The sequence below is a fragment of the Mesorhizobium sp. STM 4661 genome, assembly GCF_000359125.1.
Classification (GTDB): Bacteria; Pseudomonadota; Alphaproteobacteria; order Rhizobiales; family Rhizobiaceae; genus Mesorhizobium.
The window spans coordinates 42,054-63,970 of sequence record NZ_CAAF010000020.1; the positions used below are offsets into that span (position 1 = coordinate 42,054).

The 21,917-nt window shown below is 62.7% G+C and carries 27 protein-coding genes and 1 pseudogene; 10 read left to right on the top strand and 18 right to left on the bottom strand.

Annotated features, from left to right (window positions below):
- Positions 1-32: 32 nt before the first annotated feature.
- The 11 genes from MESS4_RS06280 to MESS4_RS06330 form a co-directional block, all read right to left on the bottom strand.
- Positions 33-1,100 carry an alpha/beta hydrolase gene (locus MESS4_RS06280; protein ID WP_006327835.1) on the bottom strand — a complete coding sequence of 356 codons (1,068 nt, stop codon included), beginning with the start codon at positions 1,098-1,100 and terminating at the stop codon, positions 33-35.
- Between the two features lie 140 nt (positions 1,101-1,240).
- A complete protein-coding gene (locus tag MESS4_RS06285; RefSeq protein WP_006327836.1) occupies positions 1,241-1,825 on the bottom strand; it encodes a hypothetical protein in 585 nt (194 codons plus the stop codon).
- A 112-nt stretch (positions 1,826-1,937) separates the two neighbouring features.
- Complete coding sequence (gene ykgO, locus MESS4_RS06290) at positions 1,938-2,063, bottom strand: type B 50S ribosomal protein L36 (protein ID WP_006327841.1); 126 nt, start codon at positions 2,061-2,063, stop codon at positions 1,938-1,940.
- A 1,250-nt stretch (positions 2,064-3,313) separates the two neighbouring features.
- The gene (locus MESS4_RS06295; RefSeq protein WP_006327845.1) at positions 3,314-4,390 is read right to left on the bottom strand and encodes a 5-(carboxyamino)imidazole ribonucleotide synthase; all 1,077 of its coding nucleotides are present in this window, start codon (positions 4,388-4,390) and stop codon (positions 3,314-3,316) included.
- Positions 4,387-4,884: a 5-(carboxyamino)imidazole ribonucleotide mutase gene (gene purE, locus MESS4_RS06300; RefSeq protein WP_006327847.1), complete on the bottom strand. Its 498-nt coding sequence runs from the start codon at positions 4,882-4,884 to the stop codon at positions 4,387-4,389. The genes MESS4_RS06295 and purE overlap by 4 nt, the downstream gene beginning before the upstream one ends.
- Before the next feature lie 132 nt (positions 4,885-5,016).
- On the bottom strand, positions 5,017-6,222 hold the full coding sequence (locus tag MESS4_RS06305; RefSeq protein WP_006327849.1) for an aminotransferase class V-fold PLP-dependent enzyme: 1,206 nt from the start codon (positions 6,220-6,222) through the stop codon (positions 5,017-5,019).
- Between the two features lie 25 nt (positions 6,223-6,247).
- The gene (locus tag MESS4_RS06310; RefSeq protein WP_006327850.1) at positions 6,248-6,709 is read right to left on the bottom strand and encodes a RidA family protein; all 462 of its coding nucleotides are present in this window, start codon (positions 6,707-6,709) and stop codon (positions 6,248-6,250) included.
- Between the two features lie 35 nt (positions 6,710-6,744).
- Positions 6,745-7,533: an amino acid ABC transporter ATP-binding protein gene (locus MESS4_RS06315; RefSeq protein WP_006327851.1), complete on the bottom strand. Its 789-nt coding sequence runs from the start codon at positions 7,531-7,533 to the stop codon at positions 6,745-6,747.
- 4 nt (positions 7,534-7,537) lie between these two features.
- Positions 7,538-8,188: an amino acid ABC transporter permease gene (locus MESS4_RS06320; protein ID WP_006327852.1), complete on the bottom strand. Its 651-nt coding sequence runs from the start codon at positions 8,186-8,188 to the stop codon at positions 7,538-7,540.
- Positions 8,189-8,854 carry an amino acid ABC transporter permease gene (locus MESS4_RS06325; protein WP_006327853.1) on the bottom strand — a complete coding sequence of 222 codons (666 nt, stop codon included), beginning with the start codon at positions 8,852-8,854 and terminating at the stop codon, positions 8,189-8,191.
- 76 nt (positions 8,855-8,930) lie between these two features.
- The gene (locus MESS4_RS06330) at positions 8,931-9,770 is read right to left on the bottom strand and encodes a transporter substrate-binding domain-containing protein (protein WP_198292732.1); all 840 of its coding nucleotides are present in this window, start codon (positions 9,768-9,770) and stop codon (positions 8,931-8,933) included.
- Positions 9,771-9,929: 159 nt separating this feature from the next.
- Between MESS4_RS06330 and MESS4_RS06335 the strand changes: the two genes are divergently transcribed.
- Positions 9,930-10,733: an IclR family transcriptional regulator gene (locus MESS4_RS06335; protein WP_006327856.1), complete on the top strand. Its 804-nt coding sequence runs from the start codon at positions 9,930-9,932 to the stop codon at positions 10,731-10,733.
- Between the two features lie 26 nt (positions 10,734-10,759).
- On the opposite strand, the gene MESS4_RS06340 is transcribed toward MESS4_RS06335, so the two are convergent.
- The 3 genes from MESS4_RS06340 to MESS4_RS06345 all read right to left on the bottom strand — a co-directional run bounded on the left by MESS4_RS06340 (position 10,760) and on the right by MESS4_RS06345 (position 12,201).
- Positions 10,760-11,653, bottom strand: a complete 894-nt coding sequence (locus MESS4_RS06340; protein WP_348259371.1) for an NAD(P)/FAD-dependent oxidoreductase — start codon at positions 11,651-11,653, stop codon at positions 10,760-10,762.
- Positions 11,568-11,930 carry an FAD-dependent monooxygenase gene (locus tag MESS4_RS35105; protein WP_006327866.1) on the bottom strand — a complete coding sequence of 121 codons (363 nt, stop codon included), beginning with the start codon at positions 11,928-11,930 and terminating at the stop codon, positions 11,568-11,570. The genes MESS4_RS06340 and MESS4_RS35105 overlap by 86 nt, the downstream gene beginning before the upstream one ends.
- Positions 11,931-11,997: 67 nt before the next feature.
- Positions 11,998-12,201 carry a YdcH family protein gene (locus tag MESS4_RS06345; protein ID WP_006327868.1) on the bottom strand — a complete coding sequence of 68 codons (204 nt, stop codon included), beginning with the start codon at positions 12,199-12,201 and terminating at the stop codon, positions 11,998-12,000.
- Positions 12,202-12,439: 238 nt separating this feature from the next.
- Between MESS4_RS06345 and MESS4_RS06350 the strand changes: the two genes are divergently transcribed.
- The 4 genes from MESS4_RS06350 to MESS4_RS06365 all read left to right on the top strand — a co-directional run bounded on the left by MESS4_RS06350 (position 12,440) and on the right by MESS4_RS06365 (position 15,559).
- A complete protein-coding gene (locus MESS4_RS06350; RefSeq protein WP_006327870.1) occupies positions 12,440-12,619 on the top strand; it encodes a YdcH family protein in 180 nt (59 codons plus the stop codon).
- A gap of 239 nt (positions 12,620-12,858) precedes the next feature.
- A complete protein-coding gene (ispG, locus tag MESS4_RS06355) occupies positions 12,859-14,112 on the top strand; it encodes a flavodoxin-dependent (E)-4-hydroxy-3-methylbut-2-enyl-diphosphate synthase (RefSeq protein WP_006327871.1) in 1,254 nt (417 codons plus the stop codon).
- Positions 14,113-14,116: 4 nt separating this feature from the next.
- Entirely contained in the window at positions 14,117-14,968 is an 852-nt protein-coding gene (locus tag MESS4_RS06360) for a lytic transglycosylase domain-containing protein (protein WP_006327872.1), read from the top strand.
- Positions 14,969-15,007: 39 nt separating this feature from the next.
- Positions 15,008-15,559, top strand: coding sequence for a zeta toxin family protein (locus tag MESS4_RS06365; RefSeq protein ID WP_006327877.1), 552 nt, complete (start codon positions 15,008-15,010; stop codon positions 15,557-15,559).
- A 257-nt stretch (positions 15,560-15,816) separates the two neighbouring features.
- Here the strand turns inward: MESS4_RS06365 and MESS4_RS06370 are convergent, their stop codons facing one another.
- Complete coding sequence (locus MESS4_RS06370; protein ID WP_036240795.1) at positions 15,817-16,734, bottom strand: polyprenyl synthetase family protein; 918 nt, start codon at positions 16,732-16,734, stop codon at positions 15,817-15,819.
- A gap of 78 nt (positions 16,735-16,812) precedes the next feature.
- On the opposite strand from MESS4_RS06370, the gene MESS4_RS06375 reads away from it, so the two are divergent.
- The 3 genes from MESS4_RS06375 to MESS4_RS06385 all read left to right on the top strand — a co-directional run bounded on the left by MESS4_RS06375 (position 16,813) and on the right by MESS4_RS06385 (position 18,537).
- Entirely contained in the window at positions 16,813-17,574 is a 762-nt protein-coding gene (locus tag MESS4_RS06375) for a transglycosylase domain-containing protein (RefSeq protein ID WP_006327885.1), read from the top strand.
- Between the two features lie 139 nt (positions 17,575-17,713).
- Positions 17,714-17,896: a 50S ribosomal protein L32 gene (gene rpmF / locus MESS4_RS06380; RefSeq protein ID WP_006203806.1), complete on the top strand. Its 183-nt coding sequence runs from the start codon at positions 17,714-17,716 to the stop codon at positions 17,894-17,896.
- Positions 17,897-18,135: 239 nt separating this feature from the next.
- Positions 18,136-18,537: a hypothetical protein gene (locus tag MESS4_RS06385; RefSeq protein ID WP_006327886.1), complete on the top strand. Its 402-nt coding sequence runs from the start codon at positions 18,136-18,138 to the stop codon at positions 18,535-18,537.
- Between the two features lie 72 nt (positions 18,538-18,609).
- On the opposite strand, the gene MESS4_RS06390 is transcribed toward MESS4_RS06385, so the two are convergent.
- From MESS4_RS06390 to MESS4_RS06400, 3 genes are all read right to left on the bottom strand, one after another.
- On the bottom strand, positions 18,610-19,041 hold the full coding sequence (locus MESS4_RS06390) for a heme-binding protein (protein ID WP_006327887.1): 432 nt from the start codon (positions 19,039-19,041) through the stop codon (positions 18,610-18,612).
- Between the two features lie 189 nt (positions 19,042-19,230).
- Complete coding sequence (locus MESS4_RS06395) at positions 19,231-19,464, bottom strand: hypothetical protein (RefSeq protein WP_006327888.1); 234 nt, start codon at positions 19,462-19,464, stop codon at positions 19,231-19,233.
- Between the two features lie 79 nt (positions 19,465-19,543).
- Positions 19,544-20,071, bottom strand: a complete 528-nt coding sequence (locus MESS4_RS06400) for a winged helix-turn-helix transcriptional regulator (RefSeq protein ID WP_006327889.1) — start codon at positions 20,069-20,071, stop codon at positions 19,544-19,546.
- A 98-nt stretch (positions 20,072-20,169) separates the two neighbouring features.
- Here MESS4_RS06400 and MESS4_RS06405 point away from each other — a divergent pair, with 98 nt between their 5' ends.
- A complete protein-coding gene (locus MESS4_RS06405) occupies positions 20,170-21,006 on the top strand; it encodes an alpha/beta hydrolase (protein ID WP_006327891.1) in 837 nt (278 codons plus the stop codon).
- A gap of 129 nt (positions 21,007-21,135) precedes the next feature.
- Positions 21,136-21,771, top strand: a pseudogene (locus MESS4_RS06410) (glutathione S-transferase family protein).
- The last annotated feature ends 146 nt before the right edge of the window (positions 21,772-21,917 follow it).

The following is a 21,917-nucleotide window of genomic DNA, read 5'->3' on the forward strand; positions in this document are numbered from 1 at the left end:
CTGAAAGTCTCTAGCTGCGGCGGGAGAGCCACTCAAATCGGCGCGAGTTCGGCCTCCGGCACCTTGAGGTCGGCGCATTTGCCGGCGCCGTAAGTGTCGCTGGCGATCCGTGCTTCCACGGTCTTTGCCATTGCCGGCAGGTCCACGTCCTTGCCCGCGACCTTTTCGATCGCGCCGATGACGAGATCGGGTGCGATCCAGTCGGGCTTGTGGCCGAGATTGTGGACCCAGACCAGCTCGGCGCCTTGTATGTCACGCTCAAGGCCGACCGAATGGATCGTCGCGTAGACCACCTTGTCGCGGTCGCCCGAGATGACCACCGTCGGCGCCTTGATGTCGCCGTAGCGCGGCGCGGCGCCGAGCACGTAGCGATAGAGCCCCGCGACATCAACGGCATTGGCGCGGAAGGCGCTCGGCCGCAGTACCAGCGGGATCGAAGTCGCGTCGACATAGTTGTCCGGCACCCTGTTGGGCGCGAAGACGCAGGCGGTGGCGTCGGCCATCCGCAGCGTTCCAGCCGGATAGCTCAGCGTCTCCGAGAACAGCCAGCCGATCACCGGAATGGCCGTCAAATTGTAATACCAGGCGGTCGCACCGCCCGGCCAGGGATGGGTGGCGGGCGAAATGAAGACCAGGCCGAGCGTCTTGTCGGGATGCCCGCGGCCGAAGGCGGTGGTTATCGCGCCACCGAAGGAATGGCCGACGATGATGGCCTGCTTGATGCCGAGACGGTCCATCAGTACCGCGATGGTGTTCGCCTGCGCCTCCGGGGTCTCGTTGTTGCCGGGACCGCGCCCCGACCAGCCGAAACCCGGGCGGTCGAGGAACAGGATCTCGGCGCGGCCTTCAAGCAACGGCCTCAGCGGCAGCATCTGATCCCGAAGGTTGGCGCTGGCGCCGTGGATGAAGACGATCGGCGGCAGGTCCGCATTGGCGGGTGCTGGAACATGGACGTAGTGGATGCGGGCGCCATCGACATCGGCGAACTCACCGACAGGCGGGTTGCGGCGCTCGATCAGCCATGCGCCCGCGCGAGTAACGCCTCCAAGGGCGAACACAAGCGCCATCAGGAAGGCGAGCGCGGCATAGATCAGGTTCATGGGGGCAGGTACGGAGCGGAGCGGAATTAGTTTGGGAGTAGGGGAGTAGGGGAGTAGGGGAGTAGGGGAGGGTGCATGTGTTTCACAGTGCAATCCAACCCACTCACATATTGCCTTACTCCCCTATTCCCTTACAGATATCAAATGCCTTCGCCGGCAAGTTCTTCCGAAAGCGTGGCGACCTGATCCTGGGCGTTGCGCATCATCGGATAGATGGTGAGCACGCGTTGCCAGGCTTCCAGCGCGGACTGCTTGTGGCCGGTCGCGGCCATGATCTGCGCCAGGCCGGAAAGCGCACCGAAATGGCGTGGCTCGAGCCGCAGCGTCTGGTCGATGTCCGACATCGATTTTCCAAAGTTCTTCATCATGAAATGCACGGTGGCGCGCCGGTTCCAGCCTTCGGCATAGTTCGGCTGCAAGGTCACCACCTGATCGAGGAAATCGAGCGCCACGTCGAACTTCTGGTTTTCGATCGCCTTTTGCGACCACTGCATCATCAGGTCGATGGAGGCGCTGCCGGATTGGAACCATTCGCTCCAGATGCGGCCGGCGATGCGCTCCGCGGCCTTTTCGTTGCGCTCGCGCTTCAGGTCGACAAACAGTTGGTCGAGCCTTGCCTCTTTGGTCGTGACAACCGGAGGAGTGGCCGGGTCTTCCGCTTGAGCCGGAAGCGAGATCGAACCGAAAAGAAAAAGGGCCGCGAGAAATGCAAAACGAATCCGCATCGCCGGAATTTAACCCCGGACGGCGGATCGTCAAACTGAATTTAGCGTGAGAGGGCCGGTATACCGGCAATTACATCATGCGAGCGGAGGCACGCAGCCTCCGGCCGCAAGCTCAGCCCTGGCGCGCCTTGTAACGTGGGGCAGTCTTGTTGATGATGTAGACGCGGCCCTTGCGACGAACCAGCTGGTTGTCGCGATGACGCGCCTTCAGCGCCTTGAGCGAATTCTTGATCTTCATGGTCTTGCCCGTCGGTCTGGGCCCGGTCTCGGGCCGAATTATTAAGGCGCGCCCGGAAAGCGCGCCTTTGAATGTGTGCGTGGCTCATAAACGAGGAGTCTTGCCCGTGTCAACCGCAAGCATGCTTCATAGATGCAGCTAGTGGTGAAAGTCTGACACTTGGTACCGGTGGACGGCAAGAACCGACCCTTCTCAGACCTTCCATCGAGCTCAGCCTACGGCAGGCCTTGACCCGTTGCGGTCGTCGCGCAGCCCGTTCCGAATATCCGACATGGGTGGAAAGCGGACACTGGCCTTCCAGATGTCTTCGTGCCGAACGTACACTCCGCTATGACAAAGCGCGTCGCCCACCAAGGACGGCAAGTTAGCGTCGCAAAAGGAAACACCCACCTTTGACAACTCTTTCGATAGGCCAAACAGCGAGAAAATTGTAAATATAACTCCAAAGATCGCAAACAATATAGCCAAGCTTCTGGATGCTCGACGCGAGCTAAGACTCTCAATCCTCCCAGTCGCAGGCTCGAAGAAGCCACGGGATCGCTCACCTTCTGCGTGGATGGGAGTGCTAGATCCATAGGCTGACGTGCGGTTTCGTCCTGCGAACTCGCCGTCGTTTCAAACATCGGGCTGAACGTACTGCCTTCTCCGTCTTGATTTTCTACAAGACCGGTGACTAGGACGTTGACAGGCAGAGTTTCCCTGGAAAATCGAACTTCGTTCCGATAGAGTCTAATGCCCGCAGCGCAGATAACGACGCCTACACCTGCAAGAAAAAGGCAGATCAGAACACCCATCTTACTCGCTCCAGTTAGACCTCCGCCTGCTCCGACATAACACGGTAGCCGGACGCTCTAAAGTCGCGATCTTTCTTGTAAATTGCCCCGACCATGTTCGCTGCTCATCCTTAGTACAAAAAGGCCTCGCCAGCATTCGTTTAGCCGGCCGGATACAGGCAAGGAAAGCTTGCCGTCGGCGATCTCGACGCGACGGGCGCTGCAATGCAGTCGGGACACTCCCAGCGACGGCGCTGCTTGCGGTTAGCTGAAGGTGTGTGACGGCAATGTCCGCAACGGGGTCGGAAGCAGTCAAATGTCCAACTGCCACCAAATTCCGCTCCTGGCTCGACCAAGTCGATCCAGCGAGTAACCGAAACGACAAAGAACCACCCTGCGCTGCCTTACGCGTCGGGTACCAAGCGTCAGGCTTTTCTGCTCTATCGACGGCCTCAGCGCGACGACGTTCAATAGCCTTCAACCGCGACGGCTGATCCGCGTGAAATGGCCCATCTTGCGGCCAGGCCGGGCCTCGGCCTTGCCATAGAGATGCAGCATCAGGTCGGGCTCGGCGAGCAGGGCTGGAACGCGCAAGACATCGTCGCCGATCAGGTTTTCCATGACGCAGTCAAAATGGCGGCCGGGATTTCCCAGCGGCAGGCCGGCGACGGCGCGAATGTGCTGCTCGAACTGCGAGACGGTGCAGGCGGCTTCAGTCCAGTGGCCGGAATTGTGGACGCGCGGCGCGATCTCGTTGGCCAGCAACGAACCGTCGGCAAGGACAAAGAATTCGACGCCGATGACGCCGACATAGTCCAGCGCCGCGAGTATCCTTGCCGCCGCCGCCTGCGCTGTCGCTGCTGTTTCGGACCTTATCCTGGCCGGCAGGGTCGAGCTGTGCAGTATGCCGTCGCGGTGGACATTCTCGGCCGGATCATAGGCGGCGAGCGAACCGTCGATGCCGCGCGCCGCGATCACCGAAATCTCGCGCTCGAAGGCGACGAAGGATTCGAGGATCAGCGGCACATTGCCCAGCGCCTCGCAGGTGCCGGCAAAGCCGCCCGTTTCCATGTTGCGGAAGACGCGCTGGCCCTTGCCGTCGTAGCCCATGCGCCGCGTCTTCAATATGCCGCTGCCGTCGAACTTTTTCAGCGCCACCGTCAGTTCATCGTCATTGTCGACGGGACGGAAATCCGCGGTTTGTATGCCGCTGCCGTTGAGGAATTTTTTCTCCGCCACCCGGTCCTGCGCCACTTCCAGCGCGCGCGCCGGCGGATAGACCGGAACCGTGGCGGCAAGCGCGCTGGCTGCCACGACCGGCACGTTCTCGAACTCGTAGGTGACGACGGCGCTGACTGCTGCCAGTTCGGCAAGTGCCGCCGTATCGTCATAGGCAGCAACAATCTGCCGGTTGGCAACCTGTGCGGCCGGGCAATCCGCCTGCGGCTCGAGGATAACGATGCGGTAGCCGAGACGTGCCGCTGATATGGCCAGCATGCGGCCGAGCTGGCCGCCGCCGATGATCCCGATGGTCGATCCCGCGGGCAGGCTCACGGCGCGTCCGTGGGTTCGGCTGCGACCTTGGCGGTCTGGGCGGCGCGCCAGCTATCCAGCCGGGCAGCCAGTTCTTCGTCGTTCAGCGCCAGCACGGCTGCGGCCAAAAGGGCGGCGTTGGTGGCACCCGCCTTGCCGATGGCCAGCGTGCCGACCGGAATGCCGGCCGGCATCTGCACGATGGAGAGCAACGAATCCTGTCCGGACAGCACCTTCGATTCCACCGGCACGCCGAAAACCGGCAGCGGCGTCATCGCCGCCGTCATGCCGGGCAGGTGTGCTGCACCGCCGGCGCCGGCAATAATCACCTGAAAACCGGCCGCCTTGGCGCCCTTGGCGAAATCATAGAGCCGGTCGGGGGTGCGATGCGCCGAGACGATCAGCCTTTTGTGCGGGATGCCCAGCGCCTCCAGCGTCTCGGCGGCGTGGCGCATCGTCGCCCAGTCGGACTGGCTGCCCATGATGATGGCGACGTCGGCGCGTTGATCGTCCAAGCTTCTGCTCCCGGCGGCAAAGGCGCGCATTAGCCGAATTCGGTGAGAGCCGCAAGGATTGCCGCCGCCAGCCAGCATTCGCGCGCATGGTTCCGTCGTTGTCGAAGCAACAGCCGAACGAGTCGACCAGCTCTAATCCGGCCAGCGCAAGGCGCCGGACGACACCTTGCGCGCCTCTTTCATGGCGTCCGCAGGTCGCTCGGACGCGGTCAACACCGCCCGCATGCGCTCGGCGACGATCTCCGCCTCGCCGGGATGAAGATTGCAGGGGTCGAGGAAGAAGTGGCCGCGCTCCACCTCGTGGTTGCGCACGATGATGGGAGGCGAGCCTGCCGCCAGCGCCGAGGCGAGGCCGGCGGCGCTGAAGCGGCTTTCCGGCCGGACGAAGACCTGCAGGCGGTCGAGCGGGTTGGCGGTCGGATCGGGGATGATCTCGGCGCTAATTCCGGCAATGTCTTGCAAGGCGTCCTTCCACAGATTGAGCGCCGCTTCCTCCCTCTGCCGGATGCCGGCATGGTCACGCTTTTCCCAGGCTTCGAGTGCCGCCATGGTGCCGGCGATGCTTTCCTTGCCGATCTTCATGGCGCGCGCAACACCACGGTTCTGGAGATAGGCGGCGCGTACCAGATCCTTGCGCCCTGTCACGATGCCGCTGGTCGGCCCCGAGAGGAATTTGTGCCCGCTGTAGATGACGATGTCGGCGCCGCGCGCAAGGAATCCGCGCAGATCATATTCCGAGGCGGCGTCGACAATCACCGGAACACCCTTGGCGTGGCAGATCTCGCAGAATTCCTCCAGCGACAGCATGCCGTATTGCACGGTGTGGTGGGCAACGACGTAGAGGCCGGCCGCCGTGCGGTCCCGGATCGCGTCGCGCACATGGTAATCCTGCGTGACACTGACCGTGCCGGCCGGGATGGTCCTGGCCCCGGCAAGGCGGATCGACTGGTCGATCGGCGCGCCGTAATTGACGATGTGGCCGAGCTGTACGATGACCTCCGACTTCAGCCCTTCCGTGTCGTCCGGCAGCCGCTCGATCGCGAGCAGATTGGTGCCGGTCATGGCGCCGGCAATCGCCATGGTGATGCCGCTGGCACAGCAAGCGGTGATGAAGCCGGCCTCACCGCCGGTGAGGCGCGCGACGACCGTGCTTGCGGCACGTTGCAGATCGTCCATCTCCACCCACTGCGAGGCGATTTCCGCCATCGCGCTGATCGCTTCCGGAACGATGATCGAAGCGCCGAGCGCCGTCATCGTGCCGGAAACATTGATGATCGGGCGAAGGCCGAGCCGTTCGCGGATTGTCGTGTTGGAGCCGTTTGCGGAATAGGTTTTCATCGTTCGCTTATCCATGGGTGAAAAGTCAGGCGGCGATCTCGACGACCGCCTCGATTTCGACTGTGATGTTCCCCGGCAAGGAGCCGACGCCGATCGCCGAGCGGGCATGCCCGCCAATATTATCGAAAACATCGGCGAAAAGATCGGAGCAGCCGTTCACCACTTTCGGGTGGTCGCTGAAGGTCGGGATCGCATTGACGAAGCCAAGCAGCTTGACGATGCGCACGATACGGCTGAGGTCGCCGGCGGCTGCATGCATGACGGCGAGCAGGTTCAAGCCGGTAAGACGGGCATGCGCATAGGCCTCTTCCACCGTGACGTCGTCGCCGACCTTGCCGGTGTAGAACGTGCCATCGGCGCGTAATGGCCCCTGGCCGGAGAGGAAGATGAGCCGTCCGCTCTCGGCATGGGTGACGAAGTTGGCGATGGGTGTCGGCGGCTCGGGCAGGGTCAGGCCCAGTTCGGCGAGCCGGATGTAAGGCGTCATAAAAAGCTCCTTGCGACAGCTTTCGCTGCCCAGTGTCAGAAATGCGAGGCGCGGAACCGCGCCAGGAAGTTGCGAAGGCGTTCGTTCTCGATCTCCGCCCCCAGAATCTCGGCCGGCGGCCCGGCAGCGCTGACGCTGCCATCCGCCATGAAGACGATGCGGCTCGAGGCGTCGCGCGCAAAGGCCATCTCATGCGTGACCATCAGCATCGTCATGCCGTCCTCGGCCAGGCGGCGCACGACCTCGAGCACCTCGCCGACGAGTTCCGGGTCGAGCGCGGAGGTTATTTCGTCAAGGAGCAGGATCTTCGGCTCCATCGCCACGGCGCGGGCAATGCCGACGCGCTGCTGCTGGCCGCCGGAAAGCTCGGCCGGCAAACTGTCGGCCTTGTGGGCGAGGCCGACCCGGCCAAGCCAGTGCTCGGCGATCTGGCGGGCCTCGGCGTCGCTCTTGCCACGCACCTTGCGGAGCCCGAGCATGATGTTACCGGCCGCGGTCAGATGCGGAAAAAGGTTGAAGCTCTGGAACACCATGCCGGTCTCGGCGCGCATCGCCGCCAGATCGCGCTCGCTGCGGCGCTGGCGTGTTGCGGCCTCGCGGTAGCCGACCTCCCTGCCGTCGATGCGGATGGAGCCGCTGTCATAGCTCTCGAGGAAGTTGACGCAGCGCAGCAGCGTGGTCTTGCCGCTGCCGGACGGCCCGATGACCGACACCACCTCGCCGCGCTTTACCTCAAGGCTGACGGCTCGCAGCACCTCGACGGCGCCGAAGGCCTTGGAGACATCGCGTACATCGAGCAGCGCGGCATTGGCGTTTGCGGACATATTGCTATTCCCGAATGAAGGAGAAACGCCGCTCCAACCGCCGGCTGGCGAGCGAAAGGGCATAGTTGACCGCGAAGTAGACGAGCGCGCCGAAGATGTAGAGCGGCATAGCCTCGTAGGTGCGGCCGATGACCTGGTTGATGGCCTGCATCAGGTCGGTGATGCCGAGCAGCGAGACCAGCGCGCTGCCCTTCACCGCATCGGTGACGCCATTGATCCATGGCGGCAGGAAGCGCCTGAACGCCTGCGGGAAGATGACATAGGCCAGGCGCTGGCGAAAGGTCAGGCCGATCGCCATCGCCGCTTCGGACTGCCCCTTCGGGATGGAGGCGACCGCGCCCCTGAGATACTCGACGACCTGCGCCGTCTTGAACAAGGTGAGCGCCAGCACGGCCGCCCAGAAGGACTGCAAATGGACGCCGACGGCGGGCAGGCCGTAATAGACGAAGAAGATGAGCACCAGGATCGGAATGCCGCGGATGGTGTCGCTGAAAATGCGCACCGCCCAGCGCAGTGGAACCGGACCGTAGACGAGCCCGACGCCCATCAATACGCCAGCGATGAGCGACAGCACCACGACCAGCAGCGACACCCAGAGCGTCAGGGCGAAACCCTCGGCCAGGAAGGGCAAGGCGTAGAGAATCTGGCCGAGCATCTAGCGTGCCGCCCTGAACCGGCGCTCGACAAGCCGAAGCGCGAAAAGCAGCACATAGCCCGTCAGCAGATACATGGCCGTCACCACCAGGTAGACCTCCACGATCCGGAACGTGTTGAAGTTGATCCATTGAGCGCCGTAAGTGAGTTCGGGCACCGAGATGACGGAGGCGACCGAGGTGTCCTTGAACAGCGACAGGAAGGTGTTGGAGAGCGCCGGCAGCGTGATGCGCAGCATGGTCGGCAGCCGCACATGGATGAGCCTTTGCCAGGGCGTCAGGCCGATCGCCTTGCCGGCGTCGATCTGGCCGCGCGGAACGGCTTCGAGCCCCGAGCGAAACACCTCGACCAGATAGGCGCCGCTATAGAGCGAGAGCGTGGCGATGAATGAGGTCTGCGCGGAGTAGGCGATGTCGACCACGGTCGGCAGGCCGTAGAAGACCAGATAGACAAGCAGGATCAACGGCACGTTGCGGATGAACTCGACATAGGCGGCGATGACGGCCCGCACCACGCGCCCGGCCGAAACGTACCAGACCGCCAGAACGAGGCCGATGACGATGCCGATGGCGATCGAGATCACGGCGAGCTCGAGGCTGAGCAGCAGCCCGCCCCAGAGCTTGTCGAAATGCCGCCAGATCAGGTTGAAATTGAGGGCATAGCCCATGCGTCCGCCTCAGTGCCAAGGGCCATCGAGGAGAAAGAGGCGGAAGGGCGCCAATTGCCGCCCTTCCGCCAGCTATTCAGATGACCGGAAAGCCGGGATGGCGAGCCGGCGGCTCCAACCCGAAATAGTCCTTGAACGCCGCGTCGTAGAGCGCCGTTTCATGACCGAACATTGCAGTCGCGAAGCTTGTGTTGACGAAGGCCAGCCAGTCGGGATCGCCTTGCCGCAGCGCCGCACCATAAAGCATCGAGAACCAGCTCTTGCCAGCGTCGAAATATTTGTCCGGATTGCGCGAGGCGAGCCAGCGCACCGTCGACAGATCGACCGCGGCCGCGTCGGCGCGCTTCGATTCCAGCGCCTGCAGCACGTTGGCCTGGGTGTCGATTTGCATCACCTGCGACTCCGGCAGGACGATATGCACATTTGCCTCGGCATCGACGTTCTGCAGGATGGAAATCCGCGTCGCCGAACCACCGGCGAGCAGCTTGTCGAAGGTCTTGTTCTCAGCGGTCGGCAGGGTCAGCAACGCCACACCTTCAACATAATAGGGCCTGGAGAAGTTGATCAGCTGCGAGCGCTGGGCGGTCATGGTCATGAACTGGATGGTGATGTCGACCTTGTTGGTGGTCACGTTGGGAATGCGCTGCGCCGGATCCTGCATGACGAATTCAACCTTGGTCGGATCGTCGAAGAGACCCTTGGCGAGAATGCGTCCCATGGTGATGTCCATGCCGACGAGTTCGCCGGCATCGTTTTCGAAGTGCCAGGGCGCGTTGGTGCTGCCGGTGCCGACGATCAGCTTGCCGCGATCGAGAACGGTGCGCAGCAGGCTGTCTGAGGCTGCCTGAGCCGCGGCCTTCTGGACATCGACCGCTGTGGCCGCGCCCATCACGCCCGCCGTTGCCAGCCCGGCCATTCCCAGTTTCAGAAAATCACGTCTCTTGGATGTGTCGTTCACTGCGACCTCCTTTTCGTGTTGTATTCCCCTTTGCAACACATGCGTCAGTGGCAATTTGTCTCTTACAAAAGACACATGTATCCTGTACAAGACAGATACTAACATCGGGAATCAACAATGCAAGATGGCAATGCCTTGGCGGCTCGGCTGGATACTGGCCCGGGCGAGGACAGGACTTCGGGCTCTCGCGAGAAGGGTCTCAACCGGGTGCTCCATATTCTGGAGTTCCTGCACGCAACCCAGCGCGCGGTCGGCATCGGCGACCTCGCCAAGGGCGTGAATGCGCCCCGTTCGACGACCTACACGCTGGTGCGCGAACTCGTCGATGCGGGCCTGCTGGAAATGGCTGGCGACGGCAATCGGGTCTATTTCGGCAAGAAGCTCTATCTCTACGGAATGGATTATGTCAGGGGCAACGACCTGCTCAGGAGAGGCCGTCAGGAGGTCGACAATTTGTCGCGCGAGACCGGCGAGACCTCCGAATTGTGCATGCTGCAAAGTGGCCGCTACACGATCGTCCATTCCAGCCCGGGCACCAGGCCGTTCCGCATCAGCTCGGCCACCGGCCTGCAGATCCCGCTTCCCTGGACCGCCTCCGGCCGTCTGCTGCTGGCGGGTCTCGAACGGGCCGCGATCGAAGACATGGTGTCGGAAGACGACCTCGTCCTGCCGGACGGTCGCAGATTGCGGCTCGACGATTTCATAGCCGATATCGCTACCGCCAAGGCGACCGGCCATTGCATCACGTCGGGGTTGGTCGATGCCTACACAAAATGCCTGGCCGCGCCGGTCTTCTCGGCGCCCGGCAAGGTGGAGGCGACGATGTGCCTGGTGGTGCCGATAGACACATCCGAGGCAAAGACCGGCGAGCTCATTGCCTTGCTGCGGGGCCGTGCGGCTAGCCTGTCGATCCCAGGGTGATTTTTTACCCCCTGGATGCCAGCGCTCTAACGGTGAGATTTGCGTTCAACCGCCATGATGTCGTCGGCGACTCGCATAGCCTCCCGCGAGATCTCGCGCAGCAATCCGGTGACAGGATTGTGGAATCCGATGAGATAGAGGCGCAGGGCCGAGGCTCTTTCGTTGACGCCGCCGCGGACCGGTTGCACGTCCGCCTGCAGGAATTTCGGATAGCTTGGCCGGTAGCCGGTGGCGAGGATGACGGTATCCAGCTCGACCTCTGTACCGTCGTTGAACAAGGCGCCGGTTTGCATGATCCGCCTCACATCCGGCGCGACCTTGATGGCGCCGCTGGAGATTGCCCGGACAGTGCCGACATCGATGACCGGTATTCTCGACGCGGTGGCGATCTGTTCCAGCAAGCCCTGTTTCGGTCGCCGGATGCCGTGCTTTTCAAGGTTGCCGAGCGCGAGGTCGAGGACAATCGGGAACAGTCTGTCGTTGGCGCGCTGGGGCAGCACCTTGGTTGCAAGCATTCCGACAAGCTGGATCGGCACGCCGAAAAGTTCGCGCGGCACGATATGGACGCCACTGCGCACCGAGATCGTCGGGTGTGCACCGGCTTCGGCGAGATCGAGCGCGATCTCCGCGCCGGTGTTGCCCATGCCGATGACCAGCACCGATTGGCCGGCAAAGGGCACTGCGTTGGCATAGTCGGCGCTGTGCAGCACCTTGCCCCTGAAAGTACCCAATCCCGCAATATCCGGGACGATTGGTTCGGCATTGTTGCCGGTCGCAATGACAATATGGTGCGATCGAAGACAGGTTGATGTGGCCTCCACAAGCCAATGGCCGTCATCGCGGCGAACCTGGCGCACCGTTTCGCCGAAGCGCGGATGCAGATCGAAGCTGGCGGCATAGGCTTCGAAGTACTGGGTCACCAGATCGCGTGGCACGTAGCGCGGAAAAGCTCGGGGAAATGGCTGAAGGGAGTGAGGAATACGCCTTGACCGTGTGCAGATGCAGCCGCTCGTAATGTCGCCGCCATGCCGGGGCGACCTCATGGTCCTTTTCGAGAATGACGAAATCCAGCCCCGCCCGCGTGAGACAGGCGCTAACGGCCAATCCGGCCGGGCCGGCGCCGATGACGGCAACGGTCGTCTTCTCTTCCAAGCGAACCTCCCTTCGCCGGAAGGGTTTCCGACGGCCGCGTGGCAAAAGAGTGTCGCAGGCAGACCGGGATCGTGACCCGCGGCTTTACTGAAAAGCCGCCGGTGGCGTTTGCTCACGCAATGATGTCGGGAATGATCCGGTCTTCCAGCGCCATCAGCCTGTCCTTCAGGAAAAGCTTCTTCTTCTTCATGCGCTGGATCTGCAGCGGATCGCAGCTCATGGCGATCATCGCGTTGATGGCGGCGTCGAAATCGGCGTGCTCCTGCTTCAGCCGAGAATATTCGAGGCGGATATCAGCCTGTTCCTGTTCGGACATTATCTACCGTCTGCACGTCTGCGGCGCCCAAAATGGGCTTGATTTGGGCGGGGGCGGCATCTTTTGCCACCGGCGCGCAGCCCTTACCACATTTCACATTGTCGTGGAATGCTACCACGCGGCATTCGACATCGATGCCCGATGGTGGCACACTGTCACTATGCCGTCACAGAGCGAGCCTGCGGTGGACGTGCGTTGACGGCTGCAATCGAGGAAACCATGAAAGGGAGAACCAATCATGTCTCTTGCATCCCATCTTGATGAGTTGCAGCGGAAACACGGCGACATCGAGCGCGAAATCGACGATGCGATGAACCATCCGTCGGTCGACGACCTCGAAATCGTGAATCTCAAGCGGCGCAAGCTGGCTATCAAGGACGAGATTGAAAAACTGAAGGCGAAACCGACGACGCACTGACGTTCCTCCAGGACTAGCCGCGCCGCTTACGGCGCGCGACCATCTCTCCGGCGGCAGCCATGCCGCCGGGAGCGGTGTAGTATTTTAGACTCTGAATGGCTCGGCCATCGGCGACATCGAAGGTGTTTGCCGCCGCTTTCCTGTTATGGATTTGCTAGGTCTGCCGGACTGTCGCCATTGACAAGCCATCTTTGCTCCTCCACCTCATGCCCGGACCTTCAAGATAAAAGGCAGCCGGCATGACCGGATATTTTTCCTCTCCCTTTCCGCGCCGCGCATCGGTCGGCGTCGATGTCGGCGGCGTGTTGGTCGGCGGGAGTGCTCCTGTCGTCGTGCAGTCGATGACCAACACCGACACCGCCGATGTCGACCAGACGGTCACTCAGGTTGCCGCGCTGCATCGCGCCGGCTCCGAGATCGTGCGCATCACCGTCGACCGTGATGAGAGCGCCGCCGCCGTACCTTCTATTCGCGACCGGCTTGCCCGGCTCGGCATCAACGTGCCGCTGGTCGGCGATTTCCACTATATCGGCCACAAGCTGCTGGCCGACCATCCGGCCTGTGCCGAGGCGCTGGCCAAATACCGCATCAACCCCGGCAATGTCGGCTTCAAGGACAAGAAGGACCGGCAGTTCGCGGCGATCGTCGAGATGGCGATCAAATATGACAAGCCGGTGCGCATCGGCGTCAACTGGGGCTCGCTCGACCAGGAGTTGCTGACCCGGTTGATGGACGACAACCAGGCCCAGGGCTTTCCGCTGACCGCGCAGGAGGTCACCCGCGAGGCGATCGTGCAGTCGGCCATTCTCTCGGCCGAAATGGCCGAGGAGATCGGCCTTGGCCGCGACAAGATCATCCTGTCGGCCAAGGTCAGCGGTGTGCAGGACCTGATCGCCGTCTATACCGAACTCGCCACCCGCTCCAATCATGCGCTGCATCTCGGCCTGACCGAGGCCGGCATGGGCTCAAAAGGCATCGTCGCCTCGTCCGCCGCGATGGGCATCCTTTTGCAGCAAGGCATTGGCGACACCATCCGCATCTCGCTGACGCCGGAACCGAATGGCGACCGCACCCGCGAGGTGCAGGTGTCGCAGGAACTGCTGCAGACCATGGGCTTCCGGCAATTCGTGCCGATCGTCGCCGCCTGTCCCGGCTGCGGCCGCACGACCTCGACCGTTTTCCAGGAACTCGCCCAGAACATCCAGGCGGATCTCAGGAAGAACATGCCGGTGTGGCGGGAGAAATATCCCGGCGTCGAGAACCTCAAGGTCGCGGTGATGGGTTGCATCGTCAACGGCCCCGGCGAATCCAAGCATGCCGATATCGGCATTTCGCTGCCCGGCACGGGTGAGACGCCGACGGCGCCGGTGTTCGTCGACGGCAAGAAGGCGGCGACGCTGCGCGGGCCGTCGATTGCCGCCGACTTCGAGAAGATGGTCGCCGACTATATCGACAACCGGTTCGGGCAACACGGCAAGGCCGCGGCGGAGTAGGTCGATGCGCTTCCCCTGGGCGACGCTGGTCTTGCTTGGCGGGCTGGCTTCGGCGACCGCCGTTCAGGCCGATCCGCCGCGCCCTGCCAAACAGCGGCTGATCGACCGGGTCTGCAACCTGATCGAGGCCCATGCAAGCCAGAACGGCCTGCCCAAGGACTTCTTCGCCCGGCTGATCTGGAAGGAAAGCCGCTTCGATCCCAATGCGGTCAGTCCGGTCGGCGCCGAAGGCATTGCCCAGTTCATGCCGGGTACCGCCAAGATGCGCGGCCTCGCCAATTCCTTCGATATCGAGCAGGCTATCCCTGCCTCGGCGAAGTATCTCGCCGAAATGAAGGCCGGGTTCGGCAATCTGGGTCTCGCCGCCGCCGCCTACAATGCCGGCGAAAGCCGGGTGTCGCGCTGGCTGAATTCCGGCGGCTTCCTGCCGATGGAGACCGAAAGCTACGTTCTGGACGTCATGGGCGAGCCGGCCGACCGGTTCACCGACACCGCCTATGCCGGCACCATCAGGCCGCTCGACAAGAAAGCGAACTTCGCGGTCGCCTGCCGCAAGCTGCCGGTGATCATGTCCAGAACCGTGGCCATGGCAAGGATCAACATCAAGCCGTGGGGCGTGCAGGTGGCCGGCAATTTCCGCCGTGCCGCGGCGCTCAACCAATGGAGCAGCGTGAAGCGCCGGTTTCCGGCCTTGCTCAGCGGCAGCAATCCGGTGGTCAGCCGGGTGCGGACCCCGATCGGCAGGCGTGGCATCTATGCGGTGCGGATCGGTGCCGACACCAAAGGCAAGGCCGACAATATCTGCCAGAAACTGCAAAGCGTCGGCGGCGCCTGTATTGTGGTGCGAAACCGGTAGGTCCCGGCGGCCTCGTCGGGTTTGAAAAGCGCTGGAAACATGACCGCCAGGATCATCCTTCTCAACGGCGCCGGCAGCGCCGGCAAGAGTTCGATCGCCAAGGCGTTGCAGACGATGACGGCCGAGCCCTTCCTGCATGTCCAGATGGATGCGTTCGTCGAGATGCTGCCGGAAGCCCTTCAGGACCATGCCGACGGCTTGTCTTATGAAACCGTACGGAAGGACGGCAAGCCGCAGGTCGCGATCAGCACCGGACCTGTCGGTGCGCGAACCTTGCGCGGCATGCGGCACGCCATTGCCGCGATGGCGGAACAAGGCAACAACCTCATCGTCGACGACGTGCTGTGCGACGGCGAGATGCCGGAATATCTGAGGTTGCTGTCGAAGTTCGATCTTCACCTGGTCGGCGTCTTCGCGTCGCTCGATGTTCTCGAGGTCCGCGAAATCCAGCGGGCCGATCGCCTGCCGGGGCTGGCGCGCTGGCAGTATGACCGCGTGCACAAGGGCATCGACTATGATCTCGAAGTAGACACCAGCGCGCTGACGGCGCTGGAATGCGCTAGGCTCATACAGGAAAGGTTCAAGCTATAGGCCTGCCATGGCGGCGTGCAGGGCTGGCCTGCCCGAGCGAACGCGTTGGCCAAGCTTCACCGTTCGCCGATGCCGCGCATCGGACGCGAGATCCCGGCAAGCTCAGTTCCGGAAGGCGCCCCGCCGATCGGATGACGCGGAACCTATGTTCGCCTTCGAGGGAGGTCAATTCGACGGATGCGCGTCCGGCTGACTGTTATTGGGTGGAATTTTGCGAGCCGTTGCAGGTGCCTTCGGGAAAGCTAGACCTTCTGATATCAGTTGTTGCGAGCCGCCACGAATCTGGCTGCTCCCTTCAGGAGTGCTGCGTCTTCGCCATAGGGATCGAGCAGCGCATGCGCCTGGTCGACCAGCCCGTTGAGCTGGTCCCGCGCCCAGCCGGCGCCATGCAGCGCCACCAGCGTCGCCTTGCCGGCGGCGGCATCCTTGCCGGTGGCCTTGCCCATCTGACTGGCGTCCGCCGTCAGGTCGAGCAGGTCGTCGGCCAGTTGAAAGGCCAGGCCGATCGCCGAGCCGAACTCGGCCAGTCTTTCGCGGTCGGCCGGTGGCGCGCCGGCAATGATCGCGCCCGCCTCGCAGGCGAAGCGGATCAGCGCGCCGGTCTTCATCGCCTGCAGCCTTATGATGCCGGCTTCGTCCGGCCTGATCCGCTCGGCTTCGAGGTCGAGCGTCTGGCCGCCAACCATGCCGCCGGCCCCGGCGGCACGGGCCAGCGCCAGCACCAGCGCCGCCCTGCGCTCAGCCGGCAGCGCTGTCGCCTCATCGGCAATGATGTCGAAGGCAAGCGTCTGCAAGGCGTCGCCGGCGAGAATGGCGGTCGCCTCGTCGAAGGCCTTGTGCACGGTCGGCTGGCCACGGCGCAAATCATCGTCGTCCATGGCCGGCAGATCGTCATGGATCAGCGAATAGCAATGCACGCATTCGAGGGCCGCCGCCACGCGCAGCGCCGCCTCGCCGTCGGCGGAAAACAGCGCTGCACTTTCCAGGACCAGGAACGGCCGCAGGCGCTTGCCGCCGTTCAACACGCCGTGGCGCATCGCCGCCATCAGCTGCTCAGGCCGCGCGATCTCGCCCGAAAGCGGGCGGTCGTCGAGAAGCCGCCTGAGCAGCGCCTTGAGCGGGCCGGCGCGTGCGACAAGTGCAGTCTCGAACAGCATTTGGTCGTCTTTCGTCATGGCCGGGACCGGTAGCCGACACTCAGACGTTGCGCAAGAAGCCAAGCGCCATTATGCCGGGGCAGGGAGTAGCGTGGGTTGGGCGGCTTGGCGGAACCGATCGTCGATCTCGAAACCGAAGGGTTGGACATGGCGGGTAGACCGAAACGCGGCAACCGCATCGGTCTCAAACGCTGGGTCCGGCGTGGCGTTGCCGTCGTCCTTGTGCTGGCGCTGATACCGGCGGTGCTGACCTTCCTCTATCTGCCGTGGTTCGTGCATCCGGTGTCGACGCTGATGCTGAAGGACCTGGCGACGTTTTCCGGCTATGACCGGCGCTGGGTTTCGATCGACGATGTGGCGCCGGTGCTGGCGCATTCTGTCATCATGTCGGAGGACGGGCAGTTCTGTTTCCACCGCGGCATCGATCTCGGCGAATTGAGGGGCGTCGTCGACGATGCGCTGTCCGGCGAGATGACCCGCGGCGCCTCGACCATCACCATGCAGACGGTGAAGAACCTCTATCTCTGGTCGCGGCCGCTGGGCTCGGTGCGCAAGGTCGTCGAACTGCCGCTGGCCGTCTATTTCGACGCGGTGATGTCGAAGCGGCGCATCATGGAGATCTACCTCAACATTGCCGAATGGGGGCCGGGCATCTATGGCATCGAGGCCGCCGCCCAGTACCATTTCGGGGTGTCGGCAAAACAATTGTCGCGACGGCAGGCGGCCCTGCTTGCCGTCAGCTTGCCGAATCCGATCGCGCGCAATCCGGCGAAACCCGGGCCGGGGCTGAGACGGCTGGCCTCGCTGATCGAGCGGCGCGCGGGCCGGTCCGGCGCCTATGTCGGCTGTCTGCAATAGCGGCAAAAAAATTCGCTTCGGCGCTGGCCAAAACGGCAGCAGGCGTGTATAGGCACCCGACTTTCTCAGATTCCGGCCCCTGACGCGGCCCTTTCACGAGGGCGGCCGGGGCATTTTGACCATCTAGTGGAGCATATCCATGGCCGTTCCGAAACGAAAAACCTCTCCGTCCAAGCGCGGCATGCGCCGCTCGGCCGACGCGCTCAAGGCCCCGACCTATGTCGAGGACAAGAATTCCGGCGAGATGCGCCGGCCGCACCATATCGACCTGAAGACCGGCATGTATCGCGGTCGCCAGGTTCTGGAGCCGAAGGAAAGCTGAGAAGCGCTTTCCACGGTTTCGTGACTACCAAAAGACCGGCCTCTGGCCGGTCTTTTTGCGTTTGGCGCAGACGATCGTCCAGCGTGGCGCTATCTCCAGCAGCCGTATCTGGATGCAGCCGCCTCCGGCTGACATGGTTATTTCGCACCGTCTTTGTCCGTGTTCGCGCTGGCATGCGAAAATTCTTGACGGCGAACGCCCGGCGCATACTAGAGAAGGAGTCTAACCGGAGACGCCTGATGTTCGGTGCCATTCCGCTGCTGATCGTGCCCTTCGTTCTCTACAATCTCGGGCTTCTGGGAATATTCGGCGGCGGCGACGATCCGTGGGTGACCGAGATCCTCTCAGTTCGCATGATGTCGGGCGGCGTCTTCTCGATGACCCTTGGCGACCTGATGGTGCTGATCGGGCTGATCTTCTTCTTCATCGAAATGGTGAAAGCGACACGCACGACGAACGCCTCGATCATGGACCATTTGTTGTCGACCTTCGTCTTCGTGGCGTTCCTGGTCGAGTTCCTGCTGGTCAAGGGTGCGGCGCATTCCGTCTTTTTCACGCTGATGGTCATCGCGCTGATCGATGTGCTGGCCGGCTTCTCGGTGTCGATGCGGTCGGCCAGCCGCGACATCAACATGAACTAAGGCTGCATTGACGTTCAGGTGATGCCGATCTGACCTGTATCTCAACGTACCCTTGGCCGCGATATTAAAGACTCAGCCCGGGTCGGCGGTGAAGCCGGCGGCCTCGATGCCGGCGATTGCCGCTGCCTCGTCATTGTCCGACGTGTCGCCGGAGATACCGACAGCGCCGATGATGACGCCGGCCTTGTTGCGGATCAGCACCCCGCCGACGACGGGCAGGACGCGCCCGCCGGAGACATCCGAGATGCCGGCGACCAGATGCGGGCGTTCCTTGGCGAAGGCTTCGACACGGCGCGAACCCATGCCGATGGCAAGCGCGCCATAGGCTTTGCCGGCCGACATTTGCGGACGCAGGAACGAGGCGCCGTCCTGGCGCTGGAAGGCGACCAGATGGGCGCCGGCATCAAGGACCGAAACGCCGAGCGGCTTGAGCTTGAGTTCGGCGCCCTTGGCGAAAGCGGCGTCGATGATTTGCTTGGCTCTGTCCAGCGGCAGTGCGGTCATGGCAGTCTCCTGTTTGATAGGCGTGATTCATTGATCCGGGACGACAGATACAAAATCCTGGTTTCGGTTGAAATTGCTTTGCGTGAAGTGGCGAAATGGAAGGTTGCGCCGTTGACGGGCACTGTCCTGATATGGCGCTGCCGTCCGGTCGCTTCCAGACCTGTTATCGAAGACCTGGACTGGCCAGCGCTATTTTTTCTTGGCGCGCGCCGCTTTCTTCACCGGCGCAGCCGGCGCATTGGCTAGGTCTTCCGCTTCCTTGGCGAGACGCAGCGCCCTCAGCTTGTTGGTTTTTATCTGGCGAGCGTCGCTCTCGGCGACATATTCCGCCATCGCCTTCTGACGAACCGTGGCTGCCTCTTCCTGCTTCTTGAAACGCAAATCCGCGCGTGCGCGCGCAGTATCCTTAGAGTTCTCGACCAAGAGCGTTATCCAATCCCATGAATTATGATTTTCAGCCCCTTGATAGCAGAGCCGGCCTGCAATTGGGAAAATAAGTTGGTCAGGCGGCCGGTTCGCGCCTCGCCTCCGGCGCCTTGCGGGCGACAACCGCTTCGTATCCGGCCTGCAAGGTCGCGCGAACGGTGGCATTCGCCGGCGTGTCGGAAGGCGCGCCCAGGTGCTCGTGGCGCAACTCGTCCATGAACTTGTCCCACATCGGCGGGCCGCCCCTTTCCAGAAGTTCTGCGCGGATCGAAAGCTCCTCGCTGACCGGCAGCCAGACGCGGCCCCAGGCGCCGAGATGCGCCAGGATCGGCACCAGCGTGATCGCCATTTCGGTCAGGCTATAGATCGCCTTCTGCTTGTGGGAGGGATCGTCGGCCTTGGTCAGCATGCCCAATTCCATCAGCCGCTTCAGCCGGTCGGCGAGGATGTTGGAGGCGATGCCTTCGATCGAACCGTTAAGCAATTCGCGAAAATGGCGCTTGCCGCCGAAAATCATGTCGCGAAGGATGATCAGGCTCCACCTGTCGCCAAACACTTCGAGCGACAGGTTGATCGGGCATCCGGACCGGTGATCGGTTTTCATGCGATTCTCCAGGAAAACTGGTTGCATTATCGGATCAGTTTTATTATCGTGCAACTGATTGCAAAATGCAATTGGTTTGCTGGGAGGAGATCGCGACCATGATGAAGACTGCGGAACCTGACATCGCATCCCAGACATTCGGCGATCCGGCGCATCCGCCGCTGCTGCTGATCATGGGCGCCATGGCGTCGATGCTCTGGTGGCCGGAGGCGTTTTGCCGGAAACTGGCTGGCGAGGGTCTGTTCGTGATCCGCTATGACAATCGCGACACCGGCCGCTCGACCAAATATGCGCCGGGCGAGCCACCTTACACATTCGACGACATGGCGGACGATGCCGTTCGCGTGCTCGACAGGCACGGCATCGGCAAAGCGCATGTGGCCGGCATGTCGATGGGTGGCATGATCGCGCAGCTTGTAGCGCTCAAGCATCCGTCGCGCGTCCTCTCGCTTACCGCGATCAGCACGTCGCCGGTCGGGATCGATACGTCGCATCTGCCTGGGATGAGCGAGGCCTATGTGAAACATTCGTCCGAGGGGGCAAAGGTCGACTGGTCGGACCGTGAACAGGTGGTCGACTTCATCGTCAAGGACGCGCACGCCATCGCCGGCACGGCGCATCCATTCGACGAGAAGCGGACGAGGGCTTTCGTCGAACAGGACTACGACCGTTCCGGTGGCCTGTTGAGCGCGACCAATCATTTCCTGCTCAAGGGCGGCGAAGACTATCAAGGCCGCCTGCGCGATATGCAGGTTCCACTGCTCGTCATCCACGGCACGGCGGATCCGATCTTTCCTGTCGAACATGGCGCCGCTCTCGCGGAAGCCGTTGCCGGCGCGCGGCTGGTCCGCATCGAAGGCGGTGGCCATGAACTGCATCCCGACGACTGGCCGGCGATTATTGCGGCCCTCGTTGCGCACAGCAGGGCCAATTAGGCGGCGCCGAGCCTTGAGACACCATCCTGGCCGCAATGGTAAAGTAGCTGCGTCTGTTTGGTCCCCGGGGTTAATCGGGGGGCAAGGCCAAACCGCGCGAATCACCGAAATGGGAACAATGTCCTGACGATGCATCTTCACCCGTTGGCCTCCTTTTGCTGGAAGCCGCTGATCGCGCTCTACGAGAATGGCACGCCGTTCGCGTCGGTCGCCGTCGATCTCGGCAACGAACAGTCGCGCGCGGCGTTCCTGAAATTGTGGCCGGCCGGCGGTGCTGCGCGACGAGACGCTGGACCAGACGGTGCCGGAATCGACGATCATCATCGAATATCTCAACGCACGCTATCCCGGGTCGGTCGAGATGATCCCCGCCGATATAGATCTCGCCCGCCAGACCCGCCTCGCCGACCGGTTCTAAGATTTCTACGTCCAGGAGCCGATGCAGAAGATCGTCGGCGACCGGCCGCGGCCGGAAGGCAAGACAGACTCGTTCGGCGTCGAACAGGCGCGCGGCCAGTTGCGCAGTGCCTACGCCATCATCGAGCAGGACATGCAGTCGCATACATGGGCGACGGGCGAGGCCTTCACCATGGCCGACTGCGCCGCGGCGCCTGCGTTATTCTACGCCAACAAGGTCGAAGCCTTCGGTGGCAATATCCCGCGGTGAGGCGCTATCACGACCGGTTGCTTGAGCGCCCGTCGGTGGCCCGCGTGATCGAGGAAGCGCAGCCCTATTTCAAGCTCTTCCCCTACAACAGCGGCTAGATCCAATTCCTGCCTGCCGCCTTTTATGGCGCGACCAGCTTCTCGCGGCCGTCCGGCTCCACCATCTTGAGCTGGCTTTCGGAGCCTTCCGCTTCGAGGATGATATAGCTTTTGTCGTCTCCGCCGACGAAACTCAACCCGGCACT

Coding starts and splice junctions, on each gene's coding strand:
- MESS4_RS06280 (WP_006327835.1), bottom strand. CDS start 1,100: ATGAACCTGATCTATGCCGCGCTCGCCTTCCTGATGGCGCTTGTGTTC.
- MESS4_RS06285 (WP_006327836.1), bottom strand. CDS start 1,825: ATGCGGATTCGTTTTGCATTTCTCGCGGCCCTTTTTCTTTTCGGTTCG.
- ykgO (WP_006327841.1), bottom strand. CDS start 2,063: ATGAAGATCAAGAATTCGCTCAAGGCGCTGAAGGCGCGTCATCGCGAC.
- MESS4_RS06305 (WP_006327849.1), bottom strand. CDS start 6,222: ATGAAAACCTATTCCGCAAACGGCTCCAACACGACAATCCGCGAACGG.
- MESS4_RS06310 (WP_006327850.1), bottom strand. CDS start 6,709: ATGACGCCTTACATCCGGCTCGCCGAACTGGGCCTGACCCTGCCCGAG.
- MESS4_RS06315 (WP_006327851.1), bottom strand. CDS start 7,533: ATGTCCGCAAACGCCAATGCCGCGCTGCTCGATGTACGCGATGTCTCC.
- MESS4_RS06320 (WP_006327852.1), bottom strand. CDS start 8,188: ATGCTCGGCCAGATTCTCTACGCCTTGCCCTTCCTGGCCGAGGGTTTC.
- MESS4_RS06325 (WP_006327853.1), bottom strand. CDS start 8,854: ATGGGCTATGCCCTCAATTTCAACCTGATCTGGCGGCATTTCGACAAG.
- MESS4_RS06330 (WP_198292732.1), bottom strand. CDS start 9,770: ATGGCCGGGCTGGCAACGGCGGGCGTGATGGGCGCGGCCACAGCGGTC.
- MESS4_RS06335 (WP_006327856.1), top strand. CDS start 9,930: ATGCAAGATGGCAATGCCTTGGCGGCTCGGCTGGATACTGGCCCGGGC.
- MESS4_RS06345 (WP_006327868.1), bottom strand. CDS start 12,201: ATGTCCGAACAGGAACAGGCTGATATCCGCCTCGAATATTCTCGGCTG.
- MESS4_RS06350 (WP_006327870.1), top strand. CDS start 12,440: ATGTCTCTTGCATCCCATCTTGATGAGTTGCAGCGGAAACACGGCGAC.
- ispG (WP_006327871.1), top strand. CDS start 12,859: ATGACCGGATATTTTTCCTCTCCCTTTCCGCGCCGCGCATCGGTCGGC.
- MESS4_RS06360 (WP_006327872.1), top strand. CDS start 14,117: ATGCGCTTCCCCTGGGCGACGCTGGTCTTGCTTGGCGGGCTGGCTTCG.
- MESS4_RS06365 (WP_006327877.1), top strand. CDS start 15,008: ATGACCGCCAGGATCATCCTTCTCAACGGCGCCGGCAGCGCCGGCAAG.
- MESS4_RS06370 (WP_036240795.1), bottom strand. CDS start 16,734: ATGACGAAAGACGACCAAATGCTGTTCGAGACTGCACTTGTCGCACGC.
- rpmF (WP_006203806.1), top strand. CDS start 17,714: ATGGCCGTTCCGAAACGAAAAACCTCTCCGTCCAAGCGCGGCATGCGC.
- MESS4_RS06385 (WP_006327886.1), top strand. CDS start 18,136: ATGTTCGGTGCCATTCCGCTGCTGATCGTGCCCTTCGTTCTCTACAAT.
- MESS4_RS06390 (WP_006327887.1), bottom strand. CDS start 19,041: ATGACCGCACTGCCGCTGGACAGAGCCAAGCAAATCATCGACGCCGCT.
- MESS4_RS06400 (WP_006327889.1), bottom strand. CDS start 20,071: ATGAAAACCGATCACCGGTCCGGATGCCCGATCAACCTGTCGCTCGAA.
- MESS4_RS06405 (WP_006327891.1), top strand. CDS start 20,170: ATGATGAAGACTGCGGAACCTGACATCGCATCCCAGACATTCGGCGAT.